This window comes from Kitasatospora sp. NPDC059160, assembly GCF_042755465.1.
GTDB lineage: Bacteria > Actinomycetota > Actinomycetes > Streptomycetales > Streptomycetaceae > Kitasatospora.
Genome location: NZ_JBHZCN010000065.1, coordinates 21325 through 46823, shown reverse-complemented (window position 1 = coordinate 46823; position 25499 = coordinate 21325). Strand labels below are relative to the sequence as shown.

Annotated in this window: 23 protein-coding genes and 1 riboswitch; of the genes, 13 read left to right on the top strand and 10 right to left on the bottom strand. The window is 73.5% G+C overall.

What is annotated here, in order from left to right:
- Positions 1-17 precede the first annotated feature (17 nt).
- Together ACFXOZ_RS26080 and ACFXOZ_RS26075 are read right to left on the bottom strand one after the other, a co-directional pair.
- Complete coding sequence (locus ACFXOZ_RS26080; RefSeq protein WP_375891899.1) at positions 18-1043, bottom strand: XRE family transcriptional regulator; 1026 nt, start codon at positions 1041-1043, stop codon at positions 18-20.
- A gap of 300 nt (positions 1044-1343) precedes the next feature.
- Complete coding sequence (locus tag ACFXOZ_RS26075) at positions 1344-3515, bottom strand: protease pro-enzyme activation domain-containing protein (RefSeq protein WP_380592965.1); 2172 nt, start codon at positions 3513-3515, stop codon at positions 1344-1346.
- A 259-nt stretch (positions 3516-3774) separates the two neighbouring features.
- Here ACFXOZ_RS26075 and ACFXOZ_RS26070 point away from each other — a divergent pair, with 259 nt between their 5' ends.
- Positions 3775-4341, top strand: coding sequence for a CGNR zinc finger domain-containing protein (locus ACFXOZ_RS26070; RefSeq protein ID WP_375891903.1), 567 nt, complete (start codon positions 3775-3777; stop codon positions 4339-4341).
- Between the two features lie 74 nt (positions 4342-4415).
- Here ACFXOZ_RS26070 and ACFXOZ_RS26065 read toward each other — a convergent pair whose 3' ends face one another.
- The 3 genes from ACFXOZ_RS26065 to ACFXOZ_RS26055 all read right to left on the bottom strand — a co-directional run bounded on the left by ACFXOZ_RS26065 (position 4416) and on the right by ACFXOZ_RS26055 (position 9221).
- Entirely contained in the window at positions 4416-5909 is a 1494-nt protein-coding gene (locus ACFXOZ_RS26065) for an FAD-dependent monooxygenase (RefSeq protein WP_380592963.1), read from the bottom strand.
- Positions 5910-6071: 162 nt separating this feature from the next.
- Positions 6072-7772 (bottom strand): phenylacetic acid degradation protein PaaN, encoded by a 1701-nt coding sequence (gene paaN, locus ACFXOZ_RS26060; RefSeq protein ID WP_380592961.1) that lies wholly within the window; start codon positions 7770-7772, stop codon positions 6072-6074.
- A gap of 171 nt (positions 7773-7943) precedes the next feature.
- A complete protein-coding gene (locus ACFXOZ_RS26055) occupies positions 7944-9221 on the bottom strand; it encodes a glycosyltransferase family 39 protein (protein ID WP_380592959.1) in 1278 nt (425 codons plus the stop codon).
- A gap of 188 nt (positions 9222-9409) precedes the next feature.
- Between ACFXOZ_RS26055 and ACFXOZ_RS26050 the strand changes: the two genes are divergently transcribed.
- On the top strand, positions 9410-9994 hold the full coding sequence (locus tag ACFXOZ_RS26050) for a TetR/AcrR family transcriptional regulator (protein WP_375891910.1): 585 nt from the start codon (positions 9410-9412) through the stop codon (positions 9992-9994).
- A 15-nt stretch (positions 9995-10009) separates the two neighbouring features.
- On the opposite strand, the gene ACFXOZ_RS26045 is transcribed toward ACFXOZ_RS26050, so the two are convergent.
- A complete protein-coding gene (locus ACFXOZ_RS26045) occupies positions 10010-10456 on the bottom strand; it encodes an Lrp/AsnC family transcriptional regulator (RefSeq protein ID WP_350507326.1) in 447 nt (148 codons plus the stop codon).
- Positions 10457-10620: 164 nt separating this feature from the next.
- On the opposite strand from ACFXOZ_RS26045, the gene pdhA reads away from it, so the two are divergent.
- From pdhA to ACFXOZ_RS26025, 4 genes are all read left to right on the top strand, one after another.
- Positions 10621-11760 (top strand): pyruvate dehydrogenase (acetyl-transferring) E1 component subunit alpha, encoded by a 1140-nt coding sequence (gene pdhA / locus ACFXOZ_RS26040; protein ID WP_375891913.1) that lies wholly within the window; start codon positions 10621-10623, stop codon positions 11758-11760.
- Complete coding sequence (locus ACFXOZ_RS26035; RefSeq protein WP_380526137.1) at positions 11760-12779, top strand: alpha-ketoacid dehydrogenase subunit beta; 1020 nt, start codon at positions 11760-11762, stop codon at positions 12777-12779. The genes pdhA and ACFXOZ_RS26035 overlap by 1 nt, the downstream gene beginning before the upstream one ends.
- Entirely contained in the window at positions 12779-14119 is a 1341-nt protein-coding gene (locus ACFXOZ_RS26030) for a dihydrolipoamide acetyltransferase family protein (protein WP_380592979.1), read from the top strand. Before ACFXOZ_RS26035 ends, ACFXOZ_RS26030 begins: the two co-directional genes overlap by 1 nt.
- A gap of 219 nt (positions 14120-14338) precedes the next feature.
- Positions 14339-15967 (top strand): globin domain-containing protein, encoded by a 1629-nt coding sequence (locus ACFXOZ_RS26025; protein ID WP_380592957.1) that lies wholly within the window; start codon positions 14339-14341, stop codon positions 15965-15967.
- A gap of 46 nt (positions 15968-16013) precedes the next feature.
- Here the strand turns inward: ACFXOZ_RS26025 and ACFXOZ_RS26020 are convergent, their stop codons facing one another.
- Positions 16014-16556 (bottom strand): NUDIX domain-containing protein, encoded by a 543-nt coding sequence (locus ACFXOZ_RS26020; protein ID WP_375891918.1) that lies wholly within the window; start codon positions 16554-16556, stop codon positions 16014-16016.
- A 114-nt stretch (positions 16557-16670) separates the two neighbouring features.
- Here ACFXOZ_RS26020 and ACFXOZ_RS26015 point away from each other — a divergent pair, with 114 nt between their 5' ends.
- Positions 16671-17093, top strand: coding sequence for an SsgA family sporulation/cell division regulator (locus ACFXOZ_RS26015; RefSeq protein ID WP_380592955.1), 423 nt, complete (start codon positions 16671-16673; stop codon positions 17091-17093).
- Positions 17094-17267: 174 nt separating this feature from the next.
- Here ACFXOZ_RS26015 and ACFXOZ_RS26010 read toward each other — a convergent pair whose 3' ends face one another.
- On the bottom strand, positions 17268-17648 hold the full coding sequence (locus ACFXOZ_RS26010) for a phage holin family protein (protein ID WP_360242972.1): 381 nt from the start codon (positions 17646-17648) through the stop codon (positions 17268-17270).
- 134 nt (positions 17649-17782) lie between these two features.
- On the opposite strand from ACFXOZ_RS26010, the gene tenA reads away from it, so the two are divergent.
- The 5 genes from tenA (at position 17783) to ACFXOZ_RS25985 (ending at position 22834) form a co-directional block, all read left to right on the top strand.
- Positions 17783-18451 (top strand): thiaminase II, encoded by a 669-nt coding sequence (tenA, locus tag ACFXOZ_RS26005; RefSeq protein WP_380526142.1) that lies wholly within the window; start codon positions 17783-17785, stop codon positions 18449-18451.
- A gap of 181 nt (positions 18452-18632) precedes the next feature.
- Complete coding sequence (locus ACFXOZ_RS26000; RefSeq protein WP_375891922.1) at positions 18633-18833, top strand: DUF5326 family protein; 201 nt, start codon at positions 18633-18635, stop codon at positions 18831-18833.
- A 156-nt stretch (positions 18834-18989) separates the two neighbouring features.
- A riboswitch (TPP riboswitch) is annotated at positions 18990-19125 on the top strand.
- Positions 19120-20934 carry a phosphomethylpyrimidine synthase ThiC gene (gene thiC / locus ACFXOZ_RS25995; protein WP_380592953.1) on the top strand — a complete coding sequence of 605 codons (1815 nt, stop codon included), beginning with the start codon at positions 19120-19122 and terminating at the stop codon, positions 20932-20934. (Overlaps the previous riboswitch by 6 nt.)
- Before the next feature lie 134 nt (positions 20935-21068).
- Positions 21069-21515, top strand: coding sequence for a DUF5994 family protein (locus ACFXOZ_RS25990; RefSeq protein ID WP_380592951.1), 447 nt, complete (start codon positions 21069-21071; stop codon positions 21513-21515).
- Between the two features lie 59 nt (positions 21516-21574).
- Entirely contained in the window at positions 21575-22834 is a 1260-nt protein-coding gene (locus ACFXOZ_RS25985; protein WP_380592949.1) for a DUF4241 domain-containing protein, read from the top strand.
- 121 nt (positions 22835-22955) lie between these two features.
- Here the strand turns inward: ACFXOZ_RS25985 and ACFXOZ_RS25980 are convergent, their stop codons facing one another.
- Positions 22956-23342, bottom strand: coding sequence for a VOC family protein (locus tag ACFXOZ_RS25980; protein ID WP_375891928.1), 387 nt, complete (start codon positions 23340-23342; stop codon positions 22956-22958).
- 138 nt (positions 23343-23480) lie between these two features.
- Here ACFXOZ_RS25980 and ACFXOZ_RS25975 point away from each other — a divergent pair, with 138 nt between their 5' ends.
- On the top strand, positions 23481-24383 hold the full coding sequence (locus tag ACFXOZ_RS25975) for a LysR family transcriptional regulator (RefSeq protein ID WP_380592947.1): 903 nt from the start codon (positions 23481-23483) through the stop codon (positions 24381-24383).
- A gap of 38 nt (positions 24384-24421) precedes the next feature.
- Here the strand turns inward: ACFXOZ_RS25975 and ACFXOZ_RS25970 are convergent, their stop codons facing one another.
- Complete coding sequence (locus tag ACFXOZ_RS25970; protein ID WP_380592945.1) at positions 24422-25354, bottom strand: hypothetical protein; 933 nt, start codon at positions 25352-25354, stop codon at positions 24422-24424.
- Positions 25355-25499: the final 145 nt, after the last annotated feature.

Here is a 25499-nt window from a genome sequence, read left to right as displayed (position 1 = left end):
CGGTGGTGCGGTGGTGCCTAGGGCCATTCCCAGCGGATGCCGATGTGGCCGGGCTGCTGGTCCGGGGCCAGGACGTGGGCGCTCGCCGAGGCGCCGATCCACAGTTGCTCGCGGCGGTGGTCGACGTCCGCGCCCGGCTCGCGGTCGTAGCGCTCGCAGTGCACCGGGACGGCCGCCGGGTCGAAGTGCACCTGGAGCACGTACTCGCGCACCGTGGTGGCGAAGCGGCGGCTGTACTCCATGGTCGGGCCGCCGGGCGGGATCTCCACCTCGTACTCGAAGACCGTGCTGTCGCCGAGCCCGAGCGGGCGGTCCAGCATCAGCTCGGCGACGGTCAGGCCGACCTCCGGGCGGCGGCGGACCCGGCCCAGCCGGCCGTGCCGCACCGAGGTGATCTCCGGGCAGCCGGTGGCCTCCTCGTCGGCCTTGTGCACGACCAGGCAGCGGCCGACGCCGCCGACGGTGGCGCGCACCACCTGGCGCATCCGCAGCAGGTTGGCGCGCCGCTCGGCGTCCACGTAGTACGAGTCGTGGATGCTGAGCCGCTCCAGCTCGCCGGCCGGCGGGGCGTCCAGTTCGGCGAAGATCTCGGCGATCTCCTGCTCGCCCGGCCAGACGTCCTCCAGCCCGAGGTGGAGGGTGTTGGCGGCGGCGGCCCAGCGGCCGCGCGGGCGGGGCGGGCCGAGCAGTGAGGAGAGCGCGCTGTGCGGCAGGCCGAGCAGTTCCTCCAGCAGGTGGACGGCGCGCAGCGAGCTGGCCCGTTCGGGCTGGCTGCGGCCGCGGCGCCAGTAACTGAGCGTTGTGACACTGACCCTGACGCCGCGTTGGGCGAGTGCGGCGCGGATCCGGTCCAGGCTGAGGCCGCTGGCCTCGATCGCCAGGTGCAGGGCGTCCGCGAAGCCGCCGGCCGGGGCCGGTCGGCCGGCGGACGGCGCCGGGGGCCCCGGGGTCGGGGCGGGCGCCTGGACGGGCGGGTCGGGGCGCTCCGTACGCGATCCGACCAGCCGCAGCCGCGCGGCGTCCTGAGGCTGCTGTGCGGCCATGCGGTGAACCTCCCCACCAGGTGGATTCGGTGGCACCGGACCGGCGCCGGGGCGCGCTGTGAGCGGCTTCACCGAGCTTTGGGGAACCCTATGCACCGTCGAGAGGCTACGTCATCAGTCGTGCGGATGACAGTGGTCACAGCAGGTGGACCGGATGGTTAGCGATCTTGAAACAGTTCGGAAACACGGCCGGAACGCGACGTCGGGAACGGTGCGGAACCGGGCGCAAACGGACACCGCCGGGGCGGGCCCTGACGGCGCCGCCCCGGCGGGGGTCTACGTGGTGCTACCGGCCGGTGATCACTTGACGTTCAGGGCGACGTCGTCGATCACGAAGCTGGTCTGGTTGGAGCCGTCCTCGGTGCCGGTGAACTTGAGGGTCACGCTACGGCCGGCGAAGGAGGTCAGGTCCACGGTCTGCTGCACGTAGCCGGCGGTCGCGTCCACGTTGGACCAGGTCTTCACGGTGGTGCCGTTCGCCTGGAGGGTCAGCGTGTCGTACGGGGTGGAGCCGGTCTCCGCGGTGTCGATGTGCAGCGCGAAGGTGAGGGTCGCCGAGGCGCAGCCGGCCGGGACGGTGACGGTCTGCGACAGGGTGTCGGTGTGGGCGCTGCCGTAGCCGTCCAGCCAGGCCTTCCAGCTGCCGGAGTGGGCCGGCTCGGAGGTGCCGTTGTCGACGACGCCCGAGGAGGTGCTCCACGGGGCGGCGGTGCCGGTCTCGAAGCCGCCGTTGCCGATCAGCTGGGCGGCGGTGCAGCCCCCGCCGGTCGGCGGGGTGGTGCCGCCGGTGCTGCCGCCGCCGAGCAGGGCGGTGGTCAGGGCGTCGGCGACCGGGGTGCCCCAGCCGGTGACCTGGTCGTAGCCGGTGCCGGCCGAGAAGTCCTGGTTGGCGCCGGTGGTCACGTCGTGGAAGGTGCTGCCGTAGCTGCTGCTGTTGGCGACCGCGTACAGCTTGGGGTTCGCCTCGCCGAGGGCGGGCTGCCCGGCGGCCTTGGCCTTCTGGTTGACCTGGGCGGCGTAGCCGGCCCACAGCGGCGCGGCCGCGCTGGTGCCGCCGTAGACGTTCCAGCCGCCGCCGGTGTAGATCGCGAAGCCGCTCTGCGGGTCGGCGTTGGAGGCGACGTCCGGGACGGTGCGCATGGTGCCGCCGATGCCGGTGCCGGTCTGCCAGCTCGGCTTGCCGAACACGGTGGAGACGCCGCCGCCGGCGGTGCTCCAGGCGCTCTCCGAGGAGTAGCCGTTGCCACCGGTGACCTGGAGGTTGGTGCCGCCGACGCCGGTCTGGTGCGGGCTGGAGGCCGGGAAGTCGACCGAGGTGACGCTCGCGCCGCTGGCGGAGCGGGTGCAGTCCTTGGAGCCGTCGTCGCCGGAGGCGGAGAAGACCGAGATGCCCTGGGCGGCGGCCTGCTTGAAGGCGTTGTCGACGGCGGTCATCGAGGAGGCGGTGGTGTCCGGCTCGCAGGTGCCCCAGGAGATCGAGATGACCGAGACCTTGTTGTCGGCCACGATCTTGTTGGCCATGTCGATCTCGCCCTGGTCGCTGTTCGGGGCCTCGTAGAGCAGCTGGGTGGCCTTGGGGGCCGCGCCGCGGACGATCTCGCTGTCCAGCTCGACCTCGCCCTCGCCCTGGCCGGGCGAGGAGTCGTAGTTCGCGCCGTCCACCGGAACGGTGGTGACGGCCGGGCCGGTCAGGCCGTACTGGGAGTCGTAGGTGGTCAGGTCCGAGGACTTGTAGCCGTCGAACTCCCAGAGGGCGACCGTGGTGCCGGTGCCGTCGGCGCCGGTCTTGTCCAGGTTGTACGCGCCCCGGTACTGGGCCGGGGCCATGCCCTTCGGGGTGGCGGTGGCGGCGTTCGGGGTCACCGAGTGCGGGGCGGCGATCCGGCCCTTGCGCACCGCGTGGTTGTCCAGGCCGCTCAGGCCCTGGACCACGGAGGCCAGTTCGGCGGGGATCGAGGCGGCGCCGTCGTTGGCGAAGAAGGTGCGCTGCTGCTGCGGGTCGAGGTACGAGCTCTCGTGGGTGCCGAAGGCCTGCGAGACCTGCGCGGCGGTGCCGTGGGCGTTGACCACCTGGCGGTTGGCGCTGACGTCGCCGACGGTCAGGCCCTGGGCGGTCAGGTAGGCCTTGACCTGGTCGACGGCCTGCTGGGTGGGCGCGTACCGCGCGCTGAACTGCTCCGGCGTCAGGTACGTGCCGTACTCCGGGGTGCCGGGGGTGGCGACGGCGGCGAGGAAGCGGTCCAGCCCGGCGGAGTCGCGCAGCTTGAGGCTGACGGCCACCGAGATCTGCTGCTCGGCCGGGACGTCACCCTTCTTCTCCGAGTGGGCCACCGCGGGGTTCACGGTGTTCGGCAGGGCGACGCGCGGGGCGGCGTGCGGGGTGGCGGCCTGTGCGGTGGCGACGCCGAGGGAGACGGCGGTCAGCGGCAGGACGGCTATCGCCGCGGCGATGGCGAGGGAACGGTGACGCAACGGATCCTCCTCCGGCCGGCTGTGGGGAGCCGGCAAGGGGCAAGGCGTCCCGAGGGGTTCAGGAACGCTGGCTAGAACATGTCAGAGCGGATCGGTGCGGTGGATCATGGTCCGGCAATTCGTTGCTAAAAAACAGTCAACTGTGGAGGGCCGGAAATCCGGGCGTTCCATACAGTGAATGGCCGCTGTTCCGGGAACGGTCCACACCAATTCCCGGTGCGGGAGCGGACGTAGAATCGGGCCGAGCCGAGGGAGAGCGATGACTGACCTGATGCCGGACCCGAGGGACCACCGACCGCTGACCGGCGAGCCGCTCGCCCTCGACCTGCTCAACACCCGCTGGTCCGGAACGCCCGTCAACGACGCGCTCACCGACGTGGAGCAGTACGGGATCTGGCTCTCCTCGAACGGGCTGACCGAGCGCTGCCCGGCCGACGCGGCCGGACTGGCGGCGATCCGGCAGACCCGCGAGGCGGTCCTGCTCGCGGCCCAGGACGCCCGCGAGCGGGGCGAGTTGGGCGAGCGGGCGCGGGCCGGGCTGGACGCGGTGCTGGCGCACGGACGGATCCGGCGGACGGCCGGGCCGGGCGGGGCCGAGGAGCGGGTCGAGGCCGACCGGCCGGAGTGGCTGGCACCCTGGCTGGCGGCCGACGACTTCCTCGCGCTGCTCGGACAGGGCGCCCACCGGGTGAAGCAGTGCGCACACGAGGCGTGCATTCTGCATTTCTTCGACGCCTCGCAGAACGGGCGCCGGCGGTGGTGCCGGATGGCGGTCTGCGGGAACCGGGCGAAGGCGGCGCGGCACTACGTGAAGGCGCGGGGTTAACCGACGACCGAACGAAGGGTCGGCGGGGGCGGCGTCCGTGCCGCGCCCGCCGACCCTTCGTCGCGGTGCCCCGGTCAGTCCTCGGCGGGGGCGCCCAGCCAGTCCGCGAGGGCCTCGCGCAGCTCGCGCTGGCCGGGGTCCACGGCACCCCAGGCGACGTAGCCGTCCGGGCGGATCAGCAGCACGGTGTCGGCCAGCTTGCCGTGCGGGTCGGCCGGGGCGGCGCAGACCAGGCGGTCCGCCCAGGGCGCGGTGGCGGCCAGCTCGTCATTGCTCACCAGGACGAACTTCCCGGCGCGCAGCGCCTCGTAGAGCCGCTCGGGCCCGGCCGGCTCGCCGTCGGCGGGCTTGCTGAGGGAGGTCAGCCGGAGGTCGGGGACGCGCTTGCCGACCTGGGGGTGGGCGCCCTTGGGGGCGGGGTAGGCGATCTCGATGCCGGAGACCATCCGGGCGCCGCGCTCGGTGAGCAGGTCGAGGTGGCCGCCGATCGCGGTGAGCGCCCCGCGCAGGGCGCGGGTGGGGGCGGACTCGGCGAGGGCGATCCGGATCAGCGCGCCGGAGGTGCGCAGCACCGTCCTGCCGACCGGGTGCCGCTCGGCCTGGTAGGTGTCCAGCAGCGCGTCGGTGGCCCGGCCGCGGACGGCGGCGGCGAGCTTCCAGGAGAGGTTGGCGGCGTCCTGGAGGCCGGTGTTCATGCCCTGGCCGCCGGCCGGGGAGTGGCAGTGGGCGGCGTCGCCGGCCAGGAAGACCCGGCCGGAGCGGTAGTGGGGGGCCTGGCGCTCGTCGCTGTGGAAGGTGGAGCTCCAGCGCACGTCGTGCAGGCCGTAGTCCTCGCCCTGGGTGGCCTGGACGATCGCGCTGAGCTGCTCGGGGGTGGGGGTGGCGCCGTCGGCCTGCTGCTCGTTGCGGTCCCAGGCGATGACCCGGTACCAGCCGTCGCCGAACGGGGCGACGAAGGAGAAGCCGGCCTTGTTGGCGCCGACGGCGATCGCGTCGGCGGGCTCGCGCTCCAGCCGGACGTCGGCGAGCATCACGGAGTCGACCACGGACTCGCCGGGGAACTCGATGCCGAGCAGCTCGCGCACGGCGGAGCGGACGCCGTCGGTGCCGACCGCGTAGCGGGCCCGGTGGCTCTGCCCGTCGGCCGTCTCCAGGGTGACCGCCTCGGCGTCCTGGCGCAGCCCGGTGACCTCGGCGCCGCGCAGGATCACGGCGCCGGCCCGTTCGGCGCGCTCCTGGAGCACCCGCTCGACGTTGTACTGCGGGGTGATCAGGACGAACGGGAAGCGGCTGGGCAGCGTGCTGAGGTCGATGCCGACCTTGTTCAGCATCCTGAGCCCGCTGAGCGGGCGGCCGGTGGCGATCAGCTCGTCGGCCAGGCCCCGGGCGTCCAGCAGCTCCAGGGTGCGGGCGTGCACGGCGAAGGCCCGGGTGAGGTTGGACTCCGTGCCGCGCTTCTCCAGGACGGTGACGCCGACCCCGGCGGCGGCGAGGTCGCCGGCCAGCAGCAGTCCGGTCGGTCCGGCGCCGACGATGACGACATCGGTTTCGGTCGGCTTCACGGCCATGTATCAGCTCCCGTTGTTCGGAGGGCGGTTACGCCGTCCCCGGCGTTCTCCCAGCCTCCATCATCGCGGGCGCCGGTGGAGCTGTGAACCGCCGGTCCCCCGGTGGCGGGTGGCCGACCGGGGGACCGGGGGTGCGGGCGGGGGCGGGACGGCCCCGCCGGCTCAGTTGTGGCGGCGGATCTCCACGGTGCGGAACCGGTTGGCGACGAAGGCGCCGTCGCAGTACGCGGAGTTCGCGGCCGGGTTGGCGCCGGTGCCGTGGAGGTCGGAGAAGGCGGCGGTCTGGTTGGGGTAGACGCCGCCGGTGAGGTTGAGCGAGAGCGAGACGCCGGAGTCCAGCGCGGCCTCGACCAGCAGGGCCTCCACCTCGGGCGAGGTGGTGTAGCCGGAGGCCGTCATGGCGCCCTTCTCGCGGACCGTGGTGCGCAGCAACTCCACGGCGGCGGGGGTGGATTCGACGGCGACGGCGAAGGAGACCGGGCCGAAGCACTCGGTGCGGAACACCGCGCGGTCGTCCGGCTTGTCGGCGTCGAGCTTGACCAGCGCCGGGGTGCGGACGGTCGCGCCGGGGAAGTCGGGCGAGACCACCGCGCGCGGGGCGAGGGCGAGTTCGCCGTACTCGCCGCCGGCCGCGGCGGCCGAGCGCTGGAGCACGCCCGGGTTGACCACGGCGCCGAGGATGGCGGCGGCGCGGGCGTCGTCGGAGAGCAGGCCCTCGATGGCGGCGGCGAGGTCGGTGACGACCTGGTCGTAGGACTTGTCGCCCTGGTCGGTGCCGATGCCGCCGCGCGGGATCAGCACGTTCTGCGGGGTGGTGCACATCTGGCCGCTGTACAGCGAGAGGGCGAAGGCCAGGTTGCCCAGCATGCCCTTGTAGTCGTCGGTGGAGTCGATGACGACCGCGTTGACGCCGGCCTTCTCGGTGTAGACCTGGGCCTGCTTGGCGTTCTCCTCCAGCCAGTCGCCGAAGGCGGTGGAGCCGGTGTAGTCGATCATCCGGATCTCGGGGCGGACCGCGAGGGTCGCGGCGACGGTGCCGCCCTCGTGCTCGGCGGCCAGGCAGACCAGGTTGGCGTCGAAGCCGGCCTCGGCGAGCACCTCGCGGGCGATCGCGACGGTCAGCGCGAGCGGCAGCACGGCCCGCGGGTGCGGCTTGACCAGCACCGGGTTGCCGGTGGCCAGCGAGGCGAACAGGCCCGGGTAGCCGTTCCAGGTGGGGAAGGTGTTGCAGCCGATCAGCAGCGCGAGGCCGCGCGGGACGACGGTGAAGTCCTTGGTCATCACCAGCGGCTCGCGCTTGCCCTGGGGCTTGGTCCAGCCGGCCTGCCGCGGCAGCCGGGTCTGCTCGGCGTACGCGTAGGCGACGGCCTCCAGGCCGCGGTCCTGGGCGTGCGGCCCGCCGGCCTGGAAGGCCATCCCGTAGGCCTGGCCGGTGGTGTGCATGACGGCCTGGGCGAACTCGTGGGAGCGGGCGTTGATCCGCCGCAGGATCTCCAGGCAGACGGCGGCGCGTTCCAGCGGGGAGGCGGCGGCCCACCCGGGCCGGGCGGCGTCGAGCGCGGCGACCAGGGCGTCCGGGCCGGCGTGCGGGTAGGTGATGCCCAGCTCGATGCCGTACGGCGAGACCTCGCCGCCGACCTGGTCGCCGTCGCCGGGGTGGCCGTCGAGGACGAAGGGCCGGCCGAGGAGGGCGTCGAAGGCGGCCTTGCCGTCGGCCGGGCCGCTCTCGCCGTAGGCCTTCGGGAACTCGGGGTAGGCGGACCAGTAGTCGCGCGTCGCGGCGGCGGCGAGCGCGGCGTCCAGGGTGGCCTGGTGGCGCTCGACCAGCTCGCCGACGAGGGGGTGGGTGACCGCTGCGGGCATCTGTGCGCTCCTCAGAGGGGAGGACGGGACACGTCACAGGGTAACCGAACGATCGGTCGGCTCAAGAGGGCGTGGGGGACGGATTCCGCCGGGAACGGGGAAGGGGCGGGTCCCGTAGGACACCGCCCCCGTGCGCTCGGGTGGACCGGTCGTGCGACCGGGTGGACCGGTCTACGGCACGCCCAGCTCGAAGATCACGAACCCGGCGTACCAGCCCGAGGCGATCGCACCCGTCCCCAGGACCGTCGCCAGCACCGGCCAGCTGAGTTTGCGCATCCCCACCGCCAGCGCGATGAACAGCGGGAACGCCGGCAGCAGGTAGCGCGAGACGTTGCCGAAGATGCCCAGGCTGCCGAGCACCGAGACGATCGTGGCCAGGGTGTAGGCGGTCAGCACCAGCGGCGGGCGCAGCCGGACCAGCAGCACGATCAGCACCGGCAGGCTGAACACGATCAGGGTGGCCAGCAGGTCCGGCACCGGGAACGCGAAGGGGTAGTCGCCCCGCCCCAGCAGCACGCCGCGGATCGCCTGCCAGGTGCCCTGGCCGCCGTCGAAGTAGTGCAGCCAGGCGTCGTGCTGGATCCGGAAGTAGCCGCCCCACTCGCCGGTCCGCCAGCCCACCCAGGCCACGTAGCCGAGCAGGCCCAGCGGGGCCAGCAGCATCGCCGCCAGCGGGCGCAGCACCCCGCTCTCCCGGCGGTACAGCTCGACCAGCGCGGCCAGGCCGACGGCGCCGATCAGCGCCGCCGAGGTCGGCCGGTTGAGCCCGGCGACCAGGGTGACCGCCCCGGCCGCGACCCACTGCTTGGTCATCGTGAAGTAGCAGGCCCAGGCGGCCAGCGCGACGAACAGCGAGTCCGAGTAGACGGCCCACTCGGCGCCCGAGCCGGGGGCGATCGCCCAGATCCCGGCCGCGATCACGCCCGCCCGGGGGCCGGACAGCTTCTCCACCACGGCGTAGATCCCGGCCGCCGCGAACAGCGAGGCCAGCACCGAGACCAGCATCCCGGCGCCGTACAGGCCGAGGCCGGTGACGTCCGAGGTGAGCCGCATCAGGCCGGGGTAGAGCGGGAAGAAGGCCGCCGAGTTCTGCTCGATGGTGAAGCCCGGCTGGCCGCCCGGGATCGGGACCAGCGCCGGGTGGTAGCCGAACTGGGCGACCTGCTGGTACCACCAGCCGTCCCAGCTGGCCAGCACGTCCCAGGGGTTGGTGCCGCCGCCGAAACGGGCCGGCTTCTTCGCGTAGTCGCCGGAGAAGGAGAGCAGCTTCATGAAGACGGTGAAGCCGACCAGCTTGAGCACGGCGTAGCACCACACGGCCGGTCCGAACCGCACCACCAGGGCCCGGGCGCGGTCCTGCCAGGTGGGGGTGACGCCCGCCGGGTCCTCGCCGCGCTGGTCGGGCACGTCCTCGGGCAGGTCGGAGGAGACTGCCGGTATTGCGTTCATCAGCTGCGGACCCCAGCCTGCTGGACGTGGACGATCGTCCGCAGATTCTAGGCGGTCCCCCCTCCGGATGGTGTGGACCAGCTCCGGCCGGTGTGGACCGGCTCCGGACGGTGCGGACCGGCTCCCTCCGGAGCGGACCGGCCGGACCCGATCGCGTACCCCGCCCGGCGGCCGGGGATACTCGGAGGATGGCCGATCACACCACGCGCACCGCCTACACCGTCGAGTCACTGCTCGCGGTGACCGTCGACGTGTTCAACGAGCGCGGATACGACGGCACGTCGATGGAGGACCTCTCCCGGGCGGCCGGGATCTCCAAGTCCTCGATCTACCACCACGTCCGCGGCAAGGAGGAGCTGCTGCGGCTGGCCGTCGGGCGGGCGCTGGACGGGCTGTTCGCGATCCTGGCCGAGCCGGAGGCGGTGGCGGGCCCGGCGGTGGAGCGGCTGGAGCACGTGGTGCGGCGCACCGCGGAGGTGCTGCTGGCGGAGCTGCCGTACGTGACGCTGCTGCTGCGGGTGCGCGGCAACACGGCCACCGAGCTGTGGGCGCTGGAGCGGCGGCGGGACTTCGACCACCAGGTGGCGGAGCTGGTGCGGGCGGCCGTCGCGGACGGCTCGCTGCGCGGGGACGTGGAGCCGCGGCTGGCCACCCGGCTGCTGTTCGGGATGATCAACTCGATCGTGGAGTGGTACCGGCCGGGGTTGAAGGCGGCCGACGGGGTCGCGGACGCCGTGGTGCACCTGGCCTTCGACGGGCTGCGGGCGCGCTGACCCGCCGGACAGGCCCTAGTCGGGGGGCACCTGGTCGGTCTCCTCGAACACCAGCATGGTTTGTGTACCGAGCACCTGCGGGATGGACTGGATCCGATTGAGGACCAGGTCCCGCAGGGCGTGGTTGTCGGCGGTGTGCACCAGCAGCAGGACGTCGAAGTCCCCGCCGACCAGGGCGATGTGGGCGACCCCGGGCAGCGCCAGCAGCTGCTCGCGAACGGTGCGCCAGGAGTTCTGGACGATTTTCAGGGTGATGTACGCGGACGCGCCCTGACCTGCCCGTTCGTGGTCCACCCGGGCGGTGAAGCCGCGGATGATGCCGTCCTCGACCATCCTGGAGATCCGGGCGTAGGCGTTCGCCCGGGACACGTGCACCCGCTCGGCCACCGAGCGGATCGAGGCTCGACCGTCCTGCTGCAGCAGCCGCAGGATCGCCCGGTCGACCCGGTCGAGTCTGGACATCTGTTCAGCCGACATGACCCCCCACCCTCGCCGATTGGACACACTGCCACCAGTCGACCGCCGCTCGGGCCGAATGTCCACCACCTTGTCACGCTTCTGGTCAAGATGAACAGACGACCGAACAATCGGTAGGGAGCCCCCGCCACCCCTGGAGGTGCCCCGAGATGACCGTTCTCGACCACAGACACCACACCGGTGTGCCCGGCTGGATGCCCGGGGCCACCGCTCCGCGCACGGATCCGGCCCCCCTTCTCCCGGACGTCTCCCCCGTCCGGGTGCTCGGCACCCCCGCGTTGGAGAAGCAGGACCCGGCGCTGCTGCGCGAGCTCTACCGGCGACTCGTCGTCGGCCGGCGCTACAACCAGCAGGCCACCACCCTGACCAAGCAGGGCCGCCTCGCCGTCTACCCGGCCTCCACCGGGCAGGAGGCCTGCCAGGTCGCCGCCGCCCTGGTGCTCGGCGAACGCGACTGGCTGTTCCCCAGCTACCGCGACACCCTCGCCGTGGTCTCCCGCGGGGTCGACCCGCTGGAGGCGCTGACCCTGCTGCGCGGCAACGCCCACACCGGCTACGACCCCCGCGCCAGCCGGACCGCCCCGCTCTGCACCCCGCTCGGCACCCAGGCCCCGCACGCCGTCGGACTGGCGCACGCCGCCCGGCTGCGCGGCGAACCGGTGGTCGCGCTGGCCATGCTCGGCGACGGCGGCACCAGCGAGGGCGACTTCCACGAGGCGCTGAACTTCGCCGCCGTGCTGCGGGCGCCGGTCGTCTTCCTGGTGCAGAACAACGGCTACGCGATCTCCGTCCCGCTCAGCGCGCAGTCCGCCGCACCCAGCCTCGCCCACAAGGCGGTCGGCTACGGCATGCCAGGGCGGCTGGTCGACGGCAACGACGCGCCCGCCGTGCACGCGGTGCTCGGCGAGGCCGTCGAGCGGGCCCGGGCCGGCGGGGGCCCGACCCTGATCGAGGCCCTCACCTACCGGATCGAGGCCCACACCAACGCCGACGACGCCACCCGCTACCGCACCGAACCCGAGGTGGAGGCCTGGCGGGAGCACGACCCGATCCTGCTGCTGGACCGCGCACTGCGCGGACTCGGCGTCCTGGACGACGGGCTGGTGCAGGACGCCGCCGACGAGGCGGAGGCGCTGGCGGCCCGGATGCGGGCCGAGTTCCACGCCGACCCGGAGCTCGACCCGATGGCCCTGTTCACCCATGTCTACGCCGAGCCGACCCCGCAACTTCGCGAGCAGGCAGCCCAGTTGGCCGCCGAGCTGGCCGCCGAAGCCGAGGTGCAGCACTGATGTCCACCGCTGTTTCCGCCCCTGCCGCCGGTACCGCCCGTACGGCGTCGATGGCGCAGGCGCTCAACTCCGCGCTGCGGGACGCCCTGCGCGAGGACCCCACCGTGCACGTGCTCGGCGAGGACGTCGGCGCGCTCGGCGGGGTCTTCCGGATCACCGACGGGCTCACCGCCGAGTTCGGCCCCGACCGCTGCCTGGACACCCCGCTCGCCGAGGCCGGCATCCTCGGCACCGCGATCGGCATGGCGATGTACGGGCTGCGCCCGGTGGTCGAGATGCAGTTCGACGCCTTCGCCTACCCGGCGCTGGAGCAGCTGTTCTCGCACGTCGCCAAGATGCGCAACCGCACCGGCGGCAAGCTCCCGCTGCCGATCACCGTACGCATCCCGTACGGCGGCGGCATCGGCGGCGTCGAGCACCACAGCGACGCCTCCGAGGCGTACTACACCAGCACCCCCGGCCTGCACGTGGTCACCCCCGGGACGGTCGGCGACGCCTACGGGCTGCTGCGCGCCTCGATCGCCTCCGACGACCCGGTGGTCTTCCTGGAGCCCAAGCGGCTCTACTGGGGCAAGGACGGGTTCGACCCGGCCGCGCCGGTCGAGCCGATCGGCCGGGCCGCGCTGCGCCGCACCGGCACCTCCGCGGTGCTGATCACCTACGGGCCCTCGCTGCCGGTCTGCCTGGAGGCGGCCGAGGCCGCGCAGGCGGAGGGCTGGGACCTCGCGGTGCTCGACCTGCGCACCCTGGTGCCCTTCGACGACGAGACGGTCACCCGGGTGGTGCGCTCGATCGGCCGGGCCGTGGTGGTGCACGAGGCCAGCGGCTTCGGCGGCACCGGCGCGGAGATCGCCGCCCGGGTCACCGAGCGGTGCTTCCACCACCTGGCCGCGCCCGTGCTGCGGGTCACCGGCTTCGACATCCCGTACCCGCCGCCGATGCTGGAGCACCACCACCTGCCCGGGGTGGACCGGATCCTGGACGCGGTCGCCCGGCTGCAGTGGGAGGACCGAGGATGATGCCCGTCGTACGGGAGTTCCGGCTGCCCGACCTCGGTGAGGGACTCACCGGGGCGGAGGTGGTGCGCTGGATGGTCGAGGTCGGCGAGGTGATCGCCGTCGACCAGCCGGTGGTGGAGGTGGAGACGGCCAAGGCCGTGGTGGAGGTGCCCTGCCCGTACGGCGGGGTGGTCACCGCGCGGTACGGCGCGGAGGGCGAGGAGATCGCCGTGGGTGCGCCGCTGGTGACGGTCGCGGTGGCGTCGCCGGCGGGGGTGGGCGAGGAACTCGCCGCTGCCGGTGTCGTTGCCGCTGTCGCCGAGGTCGAGCGGCCGTTGGTCGGGTACGGGGTGCTCGAGAGCAAGGGCGGGCGGCGGCGCCGGGTCGGTGCGGTTGCTCCCGGTGCTCCCGGTGCTTCCGTTGTTGCGGCTCCGGCTCCGGCTCCGGCTGTGGCTGTTGCGGCTGCGGTGGTGCCGGTGGCTCCGGTCGTGGTGCCGGTGATCTCGCCGTTGGTGCGGCGGCTGGCCCGGGAGCAGGGGGTCGATCTGACCGCGCTCGCCGGGAGCGGGCCGGACGGCCTGATCATGCGGGCGGACGTCGAACGCGCGGTCGCGGCCAAGGCGGCCGACCCGGTGGCCGCTGCGGCGGTCGCCGCGCCCGTACCGGCCGGGCCGGACACGGTCGTCCCGCTGCGCGGGCTGCGCAAGGCGGTGGCCGAGAAGCTCGGCCGCAGCCACCGGGAGATCCCGGCCGCGACCTGCTGGGTGGATGCGGACGCCACCGAACTGATGGCACTGCGGCGGCAGTTGAACGCCGCCCCGGGCCCGAAGGTGAGCGTGCTGGCGCTGCTGGCCCGGATCTGCACGGTCGCACTGGCCCGCTTCCCCGAGCTCAACTCCAGTGTGACGGAGGACGGTTCGGGCATCGTGCGGCACTCGGCGGTGCACCTGGGCTTCGCCGCCCAGGGCGAACGCGGACTTGTCGTCCCGGTGGTCCGGGACGCGCACACCCGCAGCACCGAGCAACTCGGCGAGGAGCTGGGACGGTTGACCGGGGCGGCGCGCGCCGGGTCGCTGACCTTGGCCGAACTGACCGGCGGCACCTTCACGTTGAACAACTACGGGGTGTTCGGGGTGGACGGGTCCACCCCGATCCTCAACCACCCGGAGGCGGCGATGCTCGGGGTCGGCCGGATCGTGGCCAAACCCTGGGTGCACGGCGGGGAGTTGGCGGTGCGCGAGGTGACGCAGCTGTCCTTCACCTTCGACCACCGGGTCTGCGACGGCGGGACGGCGGGCGGGTTCCTGCGGTTCGTGGCGGACTGCGTCGAGCAACCCGGGATGCTGCTGCGGCAGCTGTGAGCAGGGCGGGGTCGCCCTGGGTGTGCTGCTCGGCACTCAGGGCGACCACCGATCGTGTGAGAGTAGCGCGTTCCCCGGCCGGGTGTCCGGGCTTCCCGCGATTTGTCGGATGAGCAGTTCGGGCGTGCCACGCTGCCTAGGCGTCAGCAGAGACAAGCCAGGTGGTGGCGCAGGCCGGCCGGAGGCGAAACGATTCTCTTGGTTACTCGAAACGTAGCGGTGAAGTCCCGCAGAACACTTCTGATCCGCACCGGGCACGGCTCGGCGGGGGCCGCCTCCGTCCCGGGCCTGCCGGAGGCGGAGCCCGCGCGGCCGCCGATGCCGCTGGACCCGCCCGACCTGCCGCCCGCGCCGGTGGCGGAGCCCGTGCCGCTGGCGGAGCCGGTCGCTGTGGCGGAGTCCGCGTCGGTGGCGGCCCCGGTGCGGACCGGGCCGGTCGTGCCGCCGCCGCCCACCGAGCCGCCGATCGTCCCCGCGCCGAGCTACCCGGAGACGTCGTCGACCACCGGGACCGCCCCCGCCTTCCAGTCCCTGTTCGTCGACGCTCCCAGCCTCAACTGGGCCGGGCCGGGCGACAGTTGGAGCGACGCCTGGGCGGTCCAGCACCAGCCTCCGTCCCAGCTCCAGCTCCAGCCCCAGTCGCAGGCCCCGACCGCCGCCGCGCCCGCCCCCGCCGTCGGTGTCGGTGTCGGTGTCGACCCGACCGAACTCCCGCTCACCGCCCAGGACATCGCACTGATCCGGGACAGCCTCGCGCTCGTCGAACCGGTCGCCGACCGGGCCACCGCGCACTTCTACGCCCTGCTCTTCCTGCAGCACCCCGAGGTCCGCCCGCTCTTCCCCGCCGCCATGGACGTCCAGCGCGACCGGCTGTTCCGCGCCCTGCTGGCCGCCGCCCGCGGCGCCGAGGACCCGGTCGCGCTGCGCACCCGGCTGAGCGAACTGGGCCGCGGCCACCGCCGTTACGGCACCCTGACCGGCCACTACGCCCCGGTGGGGGAGTGCCTGGTGCAGGCGCTGGCCCGGTACGCGGGCGGCCGCTGGGACGCGGCGACGGAACTGGCCTGGCGCCGCGCCTACCGGCTGATCTCCACGATCATGATCGAGGCCGCCGAGGAGGCCGCCCGCACCTCGCCGCCGTGGTGGCAGGGCGAGGTGGTGCGGCACGAGCAGCGCACCCGGGACGTCGCGGTGCTCACCGTCCGCCCCGACCAGGCGTACCCGTTCCGGGCCGGCCAGTACTGCAGCCTGGAGACGCCCTGGTGGCCGCGGGTCTGGCGGCACTACTCCTTCGCCTCCGCCCCCCGCCCGGACGGGCTGCTGGTCTTCCACGTCAAGGCCGTCCAGGCGGGCTGGGTGAGCAACGCGCTGGTGCGCCGGGCCGCCCCCGGGGACGTGCTGCGGCTGGGCCCGGCAGCCGGCGGGATGACCGTCGACCACGCCTCCGGTCCCGATCTGCTCTGCCTCGGCGGCGGCACCGGCATCGCGCCGATCCGCGCCCTGGTCGAGGAGGCGGCCGAGCACGGCGCCTCCGGCCGCAGCGTCGAGGTGTTCTACGGGGCCCGCAGCGCCGCCGAGTTGTACGACCTGGACGGGCTGCGCGAGCTGGCCGGGCGGCTGCCCTGGCTGACGGTGCGGCCGGTGCTGTCCGGCACCGGCCCGGCCGGGGGTGCGCTGACCGGTGAACTTCCCGAGGTGGTGGGCCGGTTCGGCCCGTGGGACGGTCGGGAGGCGGTGCTCAGCGGCCCGCCCGCGATGGTCCGGCGCGGGGTCGGGGTGCTGCTTCGGGCGGGGCTGCCGGCCGAGCGGATCCGGCACGACCTGGTCGGCGAACTGGCGGCCGGGTAGCGCCGGGCCGGTGTCGGGGACCAGCCCCGGCGACCGGCCCCGGGGCTCAGCCGAGGTCGGGCGCGAGGAGCGCGCGGATGCCCTCGATGTTGGCCGCGAGGTACGCCCGGAGCCGGGGCGGGACGACGTTCACCGAGGTCACGCCCTCGCGGGTGAACGGCAGCCGGACCACCTCGTACTCGCCGTTCGGGTCCGTCACCTCGGGACCGTGCCGTCGGCTGAGGTCCATCGAGGCCAGCCGGCAGACGAAGAAGTGCTGCACCTTGACCCCGTGCGGGTGCAGCGGGGTGCCGTCGTCGTGGTGGGTGTGGCTGATGGTGTCGACGAAGGCGGGCACCACGTCCACGACCTTGCCGCCCAGTTCCTCGTCCACCTCGCGGTGCAGCGCCTCGACCACGGTGCGGTCCTCGCGCTCGACGCCGCCGCCCGGGGTGATCCAGTACGGGTGCGGCGCCCCGGGCCGGACCCGCCGGATCAGCACGATCGAGGCCGGACCGTGCGGATCGTCCGGGTCCAGCTCCAGCAGGATCGCCCGCGCGGTCCGTTTGACCACCGGGCGCGGCGGCGGGGTTCGGTTGTCGGGGCCCATGGTGACCTCCGGGGCTGGAGCGTTGTGCGTGAGTCTCCCCGCGGAGGGAAACGGTCGAAACCCCGGGAAAGGGTCGAAACACCGGCAGAAGAGCAGAAGAGAGGTACCGGCGCCATGCAGCACAGCACTGTCCAGGGGCACCTGGCGATGAACCTCGTGGTCTCGCCCGAGCTGTCCTTCCGCACCGTGGTGGACCTCGCGTACGAGGCGGGCGATCCCTACGCGGTCCGGTTCACCTTCCACCTGCCCGGTGACGCCCCGGTCACCTGGGTGTTCGCGCGCGAGCTGCTGCTGGACGGCCTCGGCGGCCCGTCCGGCGAGGGCGACGTGCGCGTCCGGCCGCTCGGCGGGGAGCCCGCCGAGGTCCGCATCGCGCTGTGCTCCCCCAACGGGCACGCCGTGCTGCACGCCCCGGCGGCGCCGCTGACCGCCTTCCTGGCCCGGGCGGACCAGCTGGTGCCGGTGGGCGGGGAGTCCATCGGGAAGGAGCTGGACGCCGAGCTCGCGGACATCCTGCGGGGGTGCGACGCGGGGTGAGCGGGTCGGGCCGGGGCGCGCCGGGTGCTCGGTGCGCCCCGGGGACGACGGCCGGGGACCCCCGGGGACGACGGCCGGGGACCCCCGGGGACGACGAAGGGGCCCGTACCCGGTGGACCACCCACCCGGGCACGGGCCCCTTCCACGGCCGCGTGCGACACCGCGCACGACGGATCAGTCGTCGTCCAGGGCCAGGTGCAGACCCCAGGAGACCAGGCTGATGATCAGTGAACCGACCAGCGCGGAGCCGAAGGTGGACACGTGGAAGTCCAACTCCAGCTTGGTGGAGGCCCACGAGGTGAGCAGCAGCATCAGGGCGTTGATCACGAAGGTGATCAGGCCCAGCGTGAGGATGAACAACGGGAACGAGAACAGCTTCACGACCGGCTTGATCAGCCAGTTGATGAGGCCGAAGACGACGGCGACGCCGAGCACCGTCAGCGTCTTGTGCTGCCAGTCGGCCTTGCCCTCGGCGAGTTGGATGCCGCTGACGATCCAGGCGGCGACCCAGATGGCCGCCGCGTTGATCAGTGTCTTGATGACGAAACCCTTCATGCCGCCCAAGCCTGACAGGCGGCCCGCTCCGGGGGAAGCTCCCACCGGACGAGTTGGTGCCGAACGCCCCTGGTCCCGGAGGCGGACGCGACGGAGCCGAAGGGCGGGGGCGCAGCCGTCGTAGGGTCGTGGGCATGACCCGTAGCCTCAGCGAAGAGCTCTGGGCGTCGATCGAGCCGATCTACGCCGAGATCCTCGCCCACCCCTTCATCGGCGGCCTCACCGACGGCACCCTGCCGCGCGAGGCCTTCCGCCACTTCGTCGTCCAGGACTCGCACTACCTGCGCGACTACGCCCGCGCCCTCGCCGTCTGCGCCGCCAAGGCCCCCGGCGAGGCCGACGTGCGGGCCTTCGCCGACGACGCGGTCGGCGCGCTCGCCGCCGAGCAGGGCATGCACGCCGAGTTCCTGACCGCCTTCGGCGGCACCGCCGAGGAGGCCGCCGCCGAACCGGTGCTGCCGACCACCCGCGCCTACACCAGCTACCTGCTGGCCACCGTGTACGGCGGGTCCTTCGCCGAGGCGCTCGGCGCGGTGCTGCCCTGCTACTGGATCTACGCCCGGGTCGGCGAGGCGCTGCTCGCCCAGGGCTCCCCCGACCCGCTGTACGCCAAGTGGATCGCCACCTACGGCGACGAGGCCTTCCAGTCCGTGGTCCGCCGGGTGCTGGCGCTCACCGACCGGCTCGGCGAGGAGCTCTCGGCGGCCGAACGCCGCCGGGTGGTCGAGCACTTCACGACCACCTCGCGCTACGAGTGGATGTTCTGGGACGCCGCCTGGCGCGGCGAGCGCTGGCCGGTCTGACCCGTTCCCCCGCCGTTTCTCGGGGGTCCCCCCGGGGGGTGGGATCGGGGTGATCTAGGGGTTCTCTCCGGGCCGAAGGCCCTCGTTCCGCCGCTTCCGCCGCCGTAAGCTCGAAGCATCGAAAGCAAGCGGGATGCGGTTACCGGACGGCGGCCGACCCGAGGGGAGAAGAGGAACCGACATGGCTGAGCTCTGGAAGTCGCTGCCCTCCTGGGTGCGCAACATCGTCATCCCGGTGCTGGTCCTGGTGCTGGCCTGGAACGTCATCGCCTTCGTGTTCGGCGTGGTCGGCGCCCTGCTGAGCATCGTGATCAAGCTGCTGGTGGTCGTCGGCATCGCCGCCGCCGTGGTGATCCTGGTCAAGAAGGCCGCCAAGAACTGACCCCGCTCCGCGCACCGCGCGGAGCACCTCCGGAGGCCCGGCACCCCGTTCGCGGGGGCCGGGCCTCGGCCGTTCCCCCCGCGGATCCGTTTCGGGGACCGTCTGGACCTGCGGCGATCGGCTCGCTACCGTGTTGGCGTCATGTGCAGGCAACACCGCCTGCGACGCGGGAGCTCGGAGCACCGGGCTGAGAGGACGCTGACCGGACCGTCGACGGACGGACCGACGGCTGCGTCGACCGCAGGAACCTGGACCGGGTAATGCCGGCGTAGGGAGTGAAGGTCAGATGACCACGTTCGAAGCACAGCCGCAGCCTGCCCGCAGCACGCCCAGCAGCGAGCGCACCGGCTACCCCACCCCGGCCTGGCGCAAGGCCTACCGCGACGGATCCCGCCCCGACCTGCGGGCCCCGTACCGCGAGGTGCAGCTCACCAACGGCCGGACCGTGCCGCTGTACGACACCTCCGGCCCGTACACCGACCCGGCGTACGAGCCCGACGTGCGGCGCGGGCTGCCCGCCCTGCGCGACGCCTGGATCCGCCAGCGCGGCGACGTCGAGGAGTACGACGGCCGCGAGGCGCGCCCCGAGGACGACGGGATCAAGCACACCTCCCCGCGCGGCGGGAACCTGCGCAACCTGGACGCGGTCTTCCCCGGCCGCCCGCGCCGCCCGCTGCGTGGCCGCGGCGGCGTCGCCGTCACCCAACTCGCCTACGCCAAGCGGGGCGTGGTGACGCCGGAGATGGAGTTCGTGGCGCTGCGCGAGGGCCTGGAGCCGGAGTTCGTGCGGGACGAGGTGGCCCGCGGCCGCGCCGTCATCCCGGTGAACGTGAACCACCCCGAGGTGGAGCCGGCCGTCATCGGCACCAACTTCCTGGTGAAGATCAACGCCAACATCGGCAACTCCGCCGTCACCTCCTCGATCGAGGAGGAGGTGGAGAAGATGACCTGGGCCACCCGCTGGGGCGCCGACACCGTCATGGACCTCTCCACCGGCCGCAACATCCACACCACCCGCGAGTGGATCCTGCGCAACTCCCCCGTGCCGATCGGCACCGTGCCGCTCTACCAGGCGCTGGAGAAGGTCGACGGCAGGGCCGAGGAGCTCAGCTGGGAGGTCTACCGCGACACCGTCATCGAGCAGTGCGAGCAGGGCGTCGACTACATGACCGTCCACGCGGGCGTGCTGCTGCGGTACGTCCCGCTCACCGCGCGCCGCAAGACCGGCATCGTCTCCCGCGGCGGCTCGATCATGGCGGCCTGGTGCCTGGCGCACCACCAGGAGAACTTCCTCTACAGCAACTTCGAGGAACTCTGCGACATCCTGGCCGCCTACGACGTCACCTTCTCGCTCGGTGACGGCCTGCGGCCCGGCTCCATCGCCGACGCCAACGACGAGGCCCAGTTCGCCGAACTGCAGACCCTCGGCGAGCTCGGCCGGATCGCCCGCGAGCGCGACGTCCAGGTGATGATCGAGGGCCCGGGCCACGTCCCGATGAACAAGATCAAGGAGAACATGGATCTCCAGAAGGAGATCTGCGACGAGGCGCCGTTCTACACCCTCGGCCCCCTCACCACCGACGTCGCCCCCGGCTACGACCACATCACCTCGGGCATCGGCGCCGCGATGATCGCCTGGTGGGGCACCGCGATGCTCTGCTACGTCACGCCCAAGGAGCACCTGGGCCTGCCCAACCGGGACGACGTCAAGACCGGCGTGATCACCTACAAGATCGCCGCCCACGCCGCCGACCTCGCCAAGGGCCACCCCGGCGCCCAGGCCTGGGACGACGCCCTCTCCGACGCCCGCTTCGAGTTCCGCTGGGAGGACCAGTTCAACCTGGCCCTCGACCCGGAGACCGCCCGCGACTTCCACGACGAGACCCTCCCCGCCGAGCCGGCCAAGACCGCGCACTTCTGCTCCATGTGCGGCCCGAAGTTCTGCTCGATGAAGATCTCCCAGAAGATCCGCGACGAGCACGGGGACGGCTCCACCGCCGTCACGACGGACTTCGACGCCGAGGCGTTGGCCGGCATGGCCGAGAAGTCCGCCGAGTTCGCCGCCCAGGGCAACAAGGTCTACCTCCCCCTGGTCGACTGACGCGCTGACCGGCGCCGGGGGAGGCTGCGGCGGAGTAGCGTGGGGGTAACCGAGGACATTCCGAACACCGGCAGCAGCGCCGACGTCGCCCTGGGTGGTGATGGGTCCCGCGTGGACCGGACGGGCGGCTCCGTATGATGCCGATTCCTCTCCCCAGCTCGTTCGCCTCCGGGCCGTGGCCGGTCCCGGGCGTCCCGTTGCTCCCGCGGCTGGAACTGGAGCCGACGATGACGCGGGACGGCGTCTTCGACGGGGCCTGGTGGCCCCGTTCGGACCGTGTCCTCGCCGAACTGCCGGACCTGATCACCGCACTCGGCGCCCACTTCGGACGGATCGTCCGGGTCGGCCTCGACACCTCGGCCTGGGACGGCGTGCCCAGGTCGGTCGCGGCGAACGGCCTGACCGTCAAGATCAACTGGTTCCCCGGCAGCGATGCGACGATCAGCATCACCCGGGGCTTCCAGGACCACTTCCTGCTGCTGGTGGTGCCGCCCGGCACCGCCCCGGCGACGGCGGCCGCCGCGATGGCCGGCGCCTCGGCGACCGGGAACCACACCCCGGCCGCGGAACTGCTGCACTGAACCGGGCTGTCGGCGGGCTCCGGTACCTTGCTCGGACCGATGAGCGAGGAGGCGTGCGGGTGAGCGGTCCGGTGGTCGAGTTGGGCCATGCCGAGGGGTGGGACTTCGCGGCGGGTGCCGCGGTGGGCGCGTTGCGGCCGCAGGAGGCGCGGGCCCGGGACGCGGCGGGCCTGCCGTACGTCGTGGTGTACCGGAGCGCGGGGCGTTCGGTGCCGCTCGAAGTGCGCCTGGTGTCGTGGCGGGACCACTACGCGGGTGTGTGGGTGTACGACGAGCACGGGCGACGGGTGGAGCACCTGGAGCTGCGGCTGCTGGAGGAGGGCCGGCTGCTGCGGAGGTACCACGAGCGCTGGGGCTACTCGGGCCCGGAGGCACCGGAGTTCGACCGGGTCGCCGACCGGATGGCGGTCGAGCTGTTCCCGGGCGGACGGGGCCGGGTGTCGCACCGGCCCCGAGGGGACGCCGGGCCCAGGACGGTGACCGTGCCGAGTGCCTCCGAGGAGGAACGTTGGCTCCGGCGGCCGGACTTCGACGACTGGCCGCTCCTCTCGGCCGACCGGTGGGGGCTCGACGGCACGGTCCGGCCCACCGCGGCGCCGCTCACGGAGCCGGTGTCCGCAGCCGCGGCGGAGCCGTGGCTCCCGCCGCGCCCGGGCGGGCCGGGGGACCTCCCCGCCCTGTTCGTGCCCGGCACCCGGCTCACCACCAGCGATCACCGGGAGAACATGGTGGTGCTGGAGCCGAAGGCCGGCCCACGCCTGCGGGTCCCCAGCGGCCGGCTGGCGGTGGCCGATCCGCTCGACACCGGGCGGCCGGACATCACGGTCGAGGTGCTGCCCGGCAGCTACCCGACGGAGGTGGCGACGATCGGGTTCGGGTACCACTGCGAGTTCGAGGGTGCCTGGGTCGAGCGCACTGGGACACCAGCGCTCCGGCTGCGGGTGGGCGACGGACCCGTCGACTCCTGGACGATGGCCCTCGGGGAGGGGGACGACCTCAGGCTGCTGCGGGACGGCGAGGCGTACGGGTTCAGCACGGACGGCGCGACGGGGTGCTTCGCGGACGCCGGGGCCTGGCCGGTCCTCCAGGAGCGGTTCCGGCGTGCCCTGGTGGACCGGGACGGGGAGGCCGGTGAGGACCTCGACTCCGGCTCCGGGTTCTTCCTGCGGACCGTGGACGAGGAGTCGGGCGCGGACCTGCTCGCGTTCGCCACCGACAGCGACGGCACCCACCCGGTGTGGCTGGGCCTCGACGGGTCCGGGGGCGTGGTGTGCGTCATCGTCCAGGTGGACTGGCTGCCCCATCTGAAGATCGTCTGAGCGGCCCGGACGAGCGCCCGGACGAGTGCCCGGGACCAACGGTCCGGACGAGCGGTCCTGAGGCGTACTGCGGGTGCCGACCCGGTCCTCCCCCGAGGGTCCGGGGCGGCACCCTGCTCTTTCAGCCGGTGGTGTCCTGCGGGTACCAGCGGAGTTCGACGGTGTTGCCGTCCGGGTCCTGGACGTAGAGGGAGGTGGCGGTGCCGCGGGCGCCGTAGCGGGGGCCGGGGCCGTCGAGGACGGTGAAGACGCCGGAGTCGACGACCTCCTGCCAGTCGAGGGGCTCGACGGTGAGGCAGATGTGGTCGACGTTGGACTCGTGGCGGGGACGGTGGAAGAGGTCGATGATCGTCTCACCGCTGACCCGGACGGAGGGGAAGGAGACCTTCCCGGCGCGCCATTCGTCGACCCGGACGGGAGCCAGGCCGAGCAGGCCGGTGTAGAAGGCGAGCGACCGCTCGATGTCGGCGACGTTGAGGACCAGGTGGTCGAGGGCGACGACGCGCATGGTGATCGGCTCCGGTGGTGTGGGTTCTCGTGCGGTGACGGGGTCAACGATCCTCCGGCCCGGGGCGGTCATCAATGGCGGATCACCGTACGATCGTTGAGCCCGGTTAAACGATGCCGGGTCGAAGGGTGGGGCGGCATGCTGGAACGGCTGGAGACCGAGGTCTTCCTCGCCCTGACCGAGGAGCTGCACTTCGGGCGGACCGCCGAGCGGCTGCGGCTCAGCACCGGGCGGGTCAGCCAGGTGGTCAAGGCGCTGGAACGCCGGATCGGCGTGCCGTTGTTCGACCGCTCCAGCCGGTCCGTCCGGCTCACCCCGGTCGGGCGGCAACTGGCCGCGGACCTCGCCCCGGTGGTGGCCGCGATGGAGGAGGCGGTGCGCCGGGCGGTGGACGCCGGGCGCGGGGTGACGGGTGGGCTGAGGGTCGCGTTCCTGGGCGAGTGGACGGCGCCGGTGCTGTTCAGGGCGGTGGCGCTGTTCGGCGAGCGGCACCCCGAGTGCCGGGTGGACGTGCGGGAGGTGCAGCTCTCCAACTCCCGGGCCAGCCTGGAGGACGGCTCGATCGACATCCTGCTGGCCTCCTACCCCTTCGGCGGCATGGCCGTCGGTCCGGTCCTGCTCAGCGAGCGGCGGCTCCTGGCGGTGCCGGCCGGGCACCCGTTGGCCGCCGAGGCCTCGGTGTCGCTCGAAGTCCTCGGGGACCACCCGGTGGTGCAGTACCCGGCGGTCACCTCGGTCGGCTTCAAGCGGGACCGCACCCCCGACCGCACGCCGTCCGGCCGTGCCGTGCCCAAGGGCCCGTCGGGCAGCACCTTCTCCGAGATGCTCAGCCTGGTCGCCCTGGGCCGGGGCGTCCTGCCGGTCGGCGAGCACTGCCGCCGCTACTACCCGCGCCCCGACCTCGCCTACGTCCCCATCCACGACGCCCCGCCGATCGAACGCGGCCCGGTCTGGCTCCCGGGCAACACCACCGAGCGCGTGCGCGCGTTCGTCCGGGCGGCGGCCGAGGTGGCCGAGATGGCCGCCGCGGCAGGGAGGTAGGGCGCCCGGCGCGGCTGCCGACGGGCTTCCGGGCGAGGTCAGCCGACCTCGTCCGGGCCGGTGAAGTCCGGCGGGGTGTAACCCGGGCCGGTGAAGTCGGGCGGGGTGAAGGCGGCCGGGCGGGGGCTGCGGCCCTGGGGGTCGGTGATGCCGTCGGGGCCGGGGCTGGTGAAGGCCGGCGGGCTGTAGCCGGGGCTGGTGAAGTCGGGGCGGGTGAAGTCGGGGCGGGCGGGTTCCGCGCCGGTGGCGTCGGGGCCGGCGGCGTCGGGGCCGGTGAAGTCCGGACTGGAGAAGTCCGGGCTGGTGTAGCCGGGGGCCGGGCGGCCGGCGACGGCGGGCAGGTGGCCGTGGAGGTAGGGCAGCAGGCCGCGTTCGCGCAGGGCGGTGCGCCACTCCGCGCGGGCGGCGCCGAGTTCGGCGGCCAGCTCGGGGTCGGTGCCGGCCGGGACGGCGGCGGCGCCGTCCCGTAGGGCGGTGAGCAGCAGGCCTATGACACCGACGGCCATGGCGGCGACCCCGGCGGCGAGCGCCACCCAGCCGGCGGTGACCATCGCGCGGGCGAGCGCGAGGCCGGAGCCGGCGGCGCGCATCAGGTAGCCGACCAGCAGCAGGACGAGGGCGGCGGCCCAGGCGAGGATCGGGGTGAGCACGGTGAGGACGGGGAACAGCCCGGCGCCGCCGTCGGCGGAGCGCAGCTGGCTGAGCAGGCCGGGGGCGTACGGTTCGACGTCGGCCGGCGGCGGGGGCGTGGCCCGCAGGGTCTCGCGCAGCGCGGTGTAGTGGGCGTACTCGGTGGCGGCGGCGGTGTTGACGGCGTCGGCGTCGCGCAGGGCGAGGGCGCGGAGCTGGTCGGTGCCGAGCGCGCCGGGGGCGCGCAGGGCGGTGAGGACGGTGCGGTCGCGCAGGGCTTCGGCGAGGAGGCGCTCGTACTCCGGGCGGTCCTCGGCTAGCAGCGGCGGGGGGTTGGACATGGGGACCCCGTTCATGCGGACCCCCGGCCCGGCGGCGAGGACGCGGGACCGCATCGAGGACGCGGGACATCCTCAGGGCACCGGGGCGGGCGCGGAGGCGGGCCGCCGGACGGGCGGCCGGGTGTGGTGTGCCTCATGGTAGGGG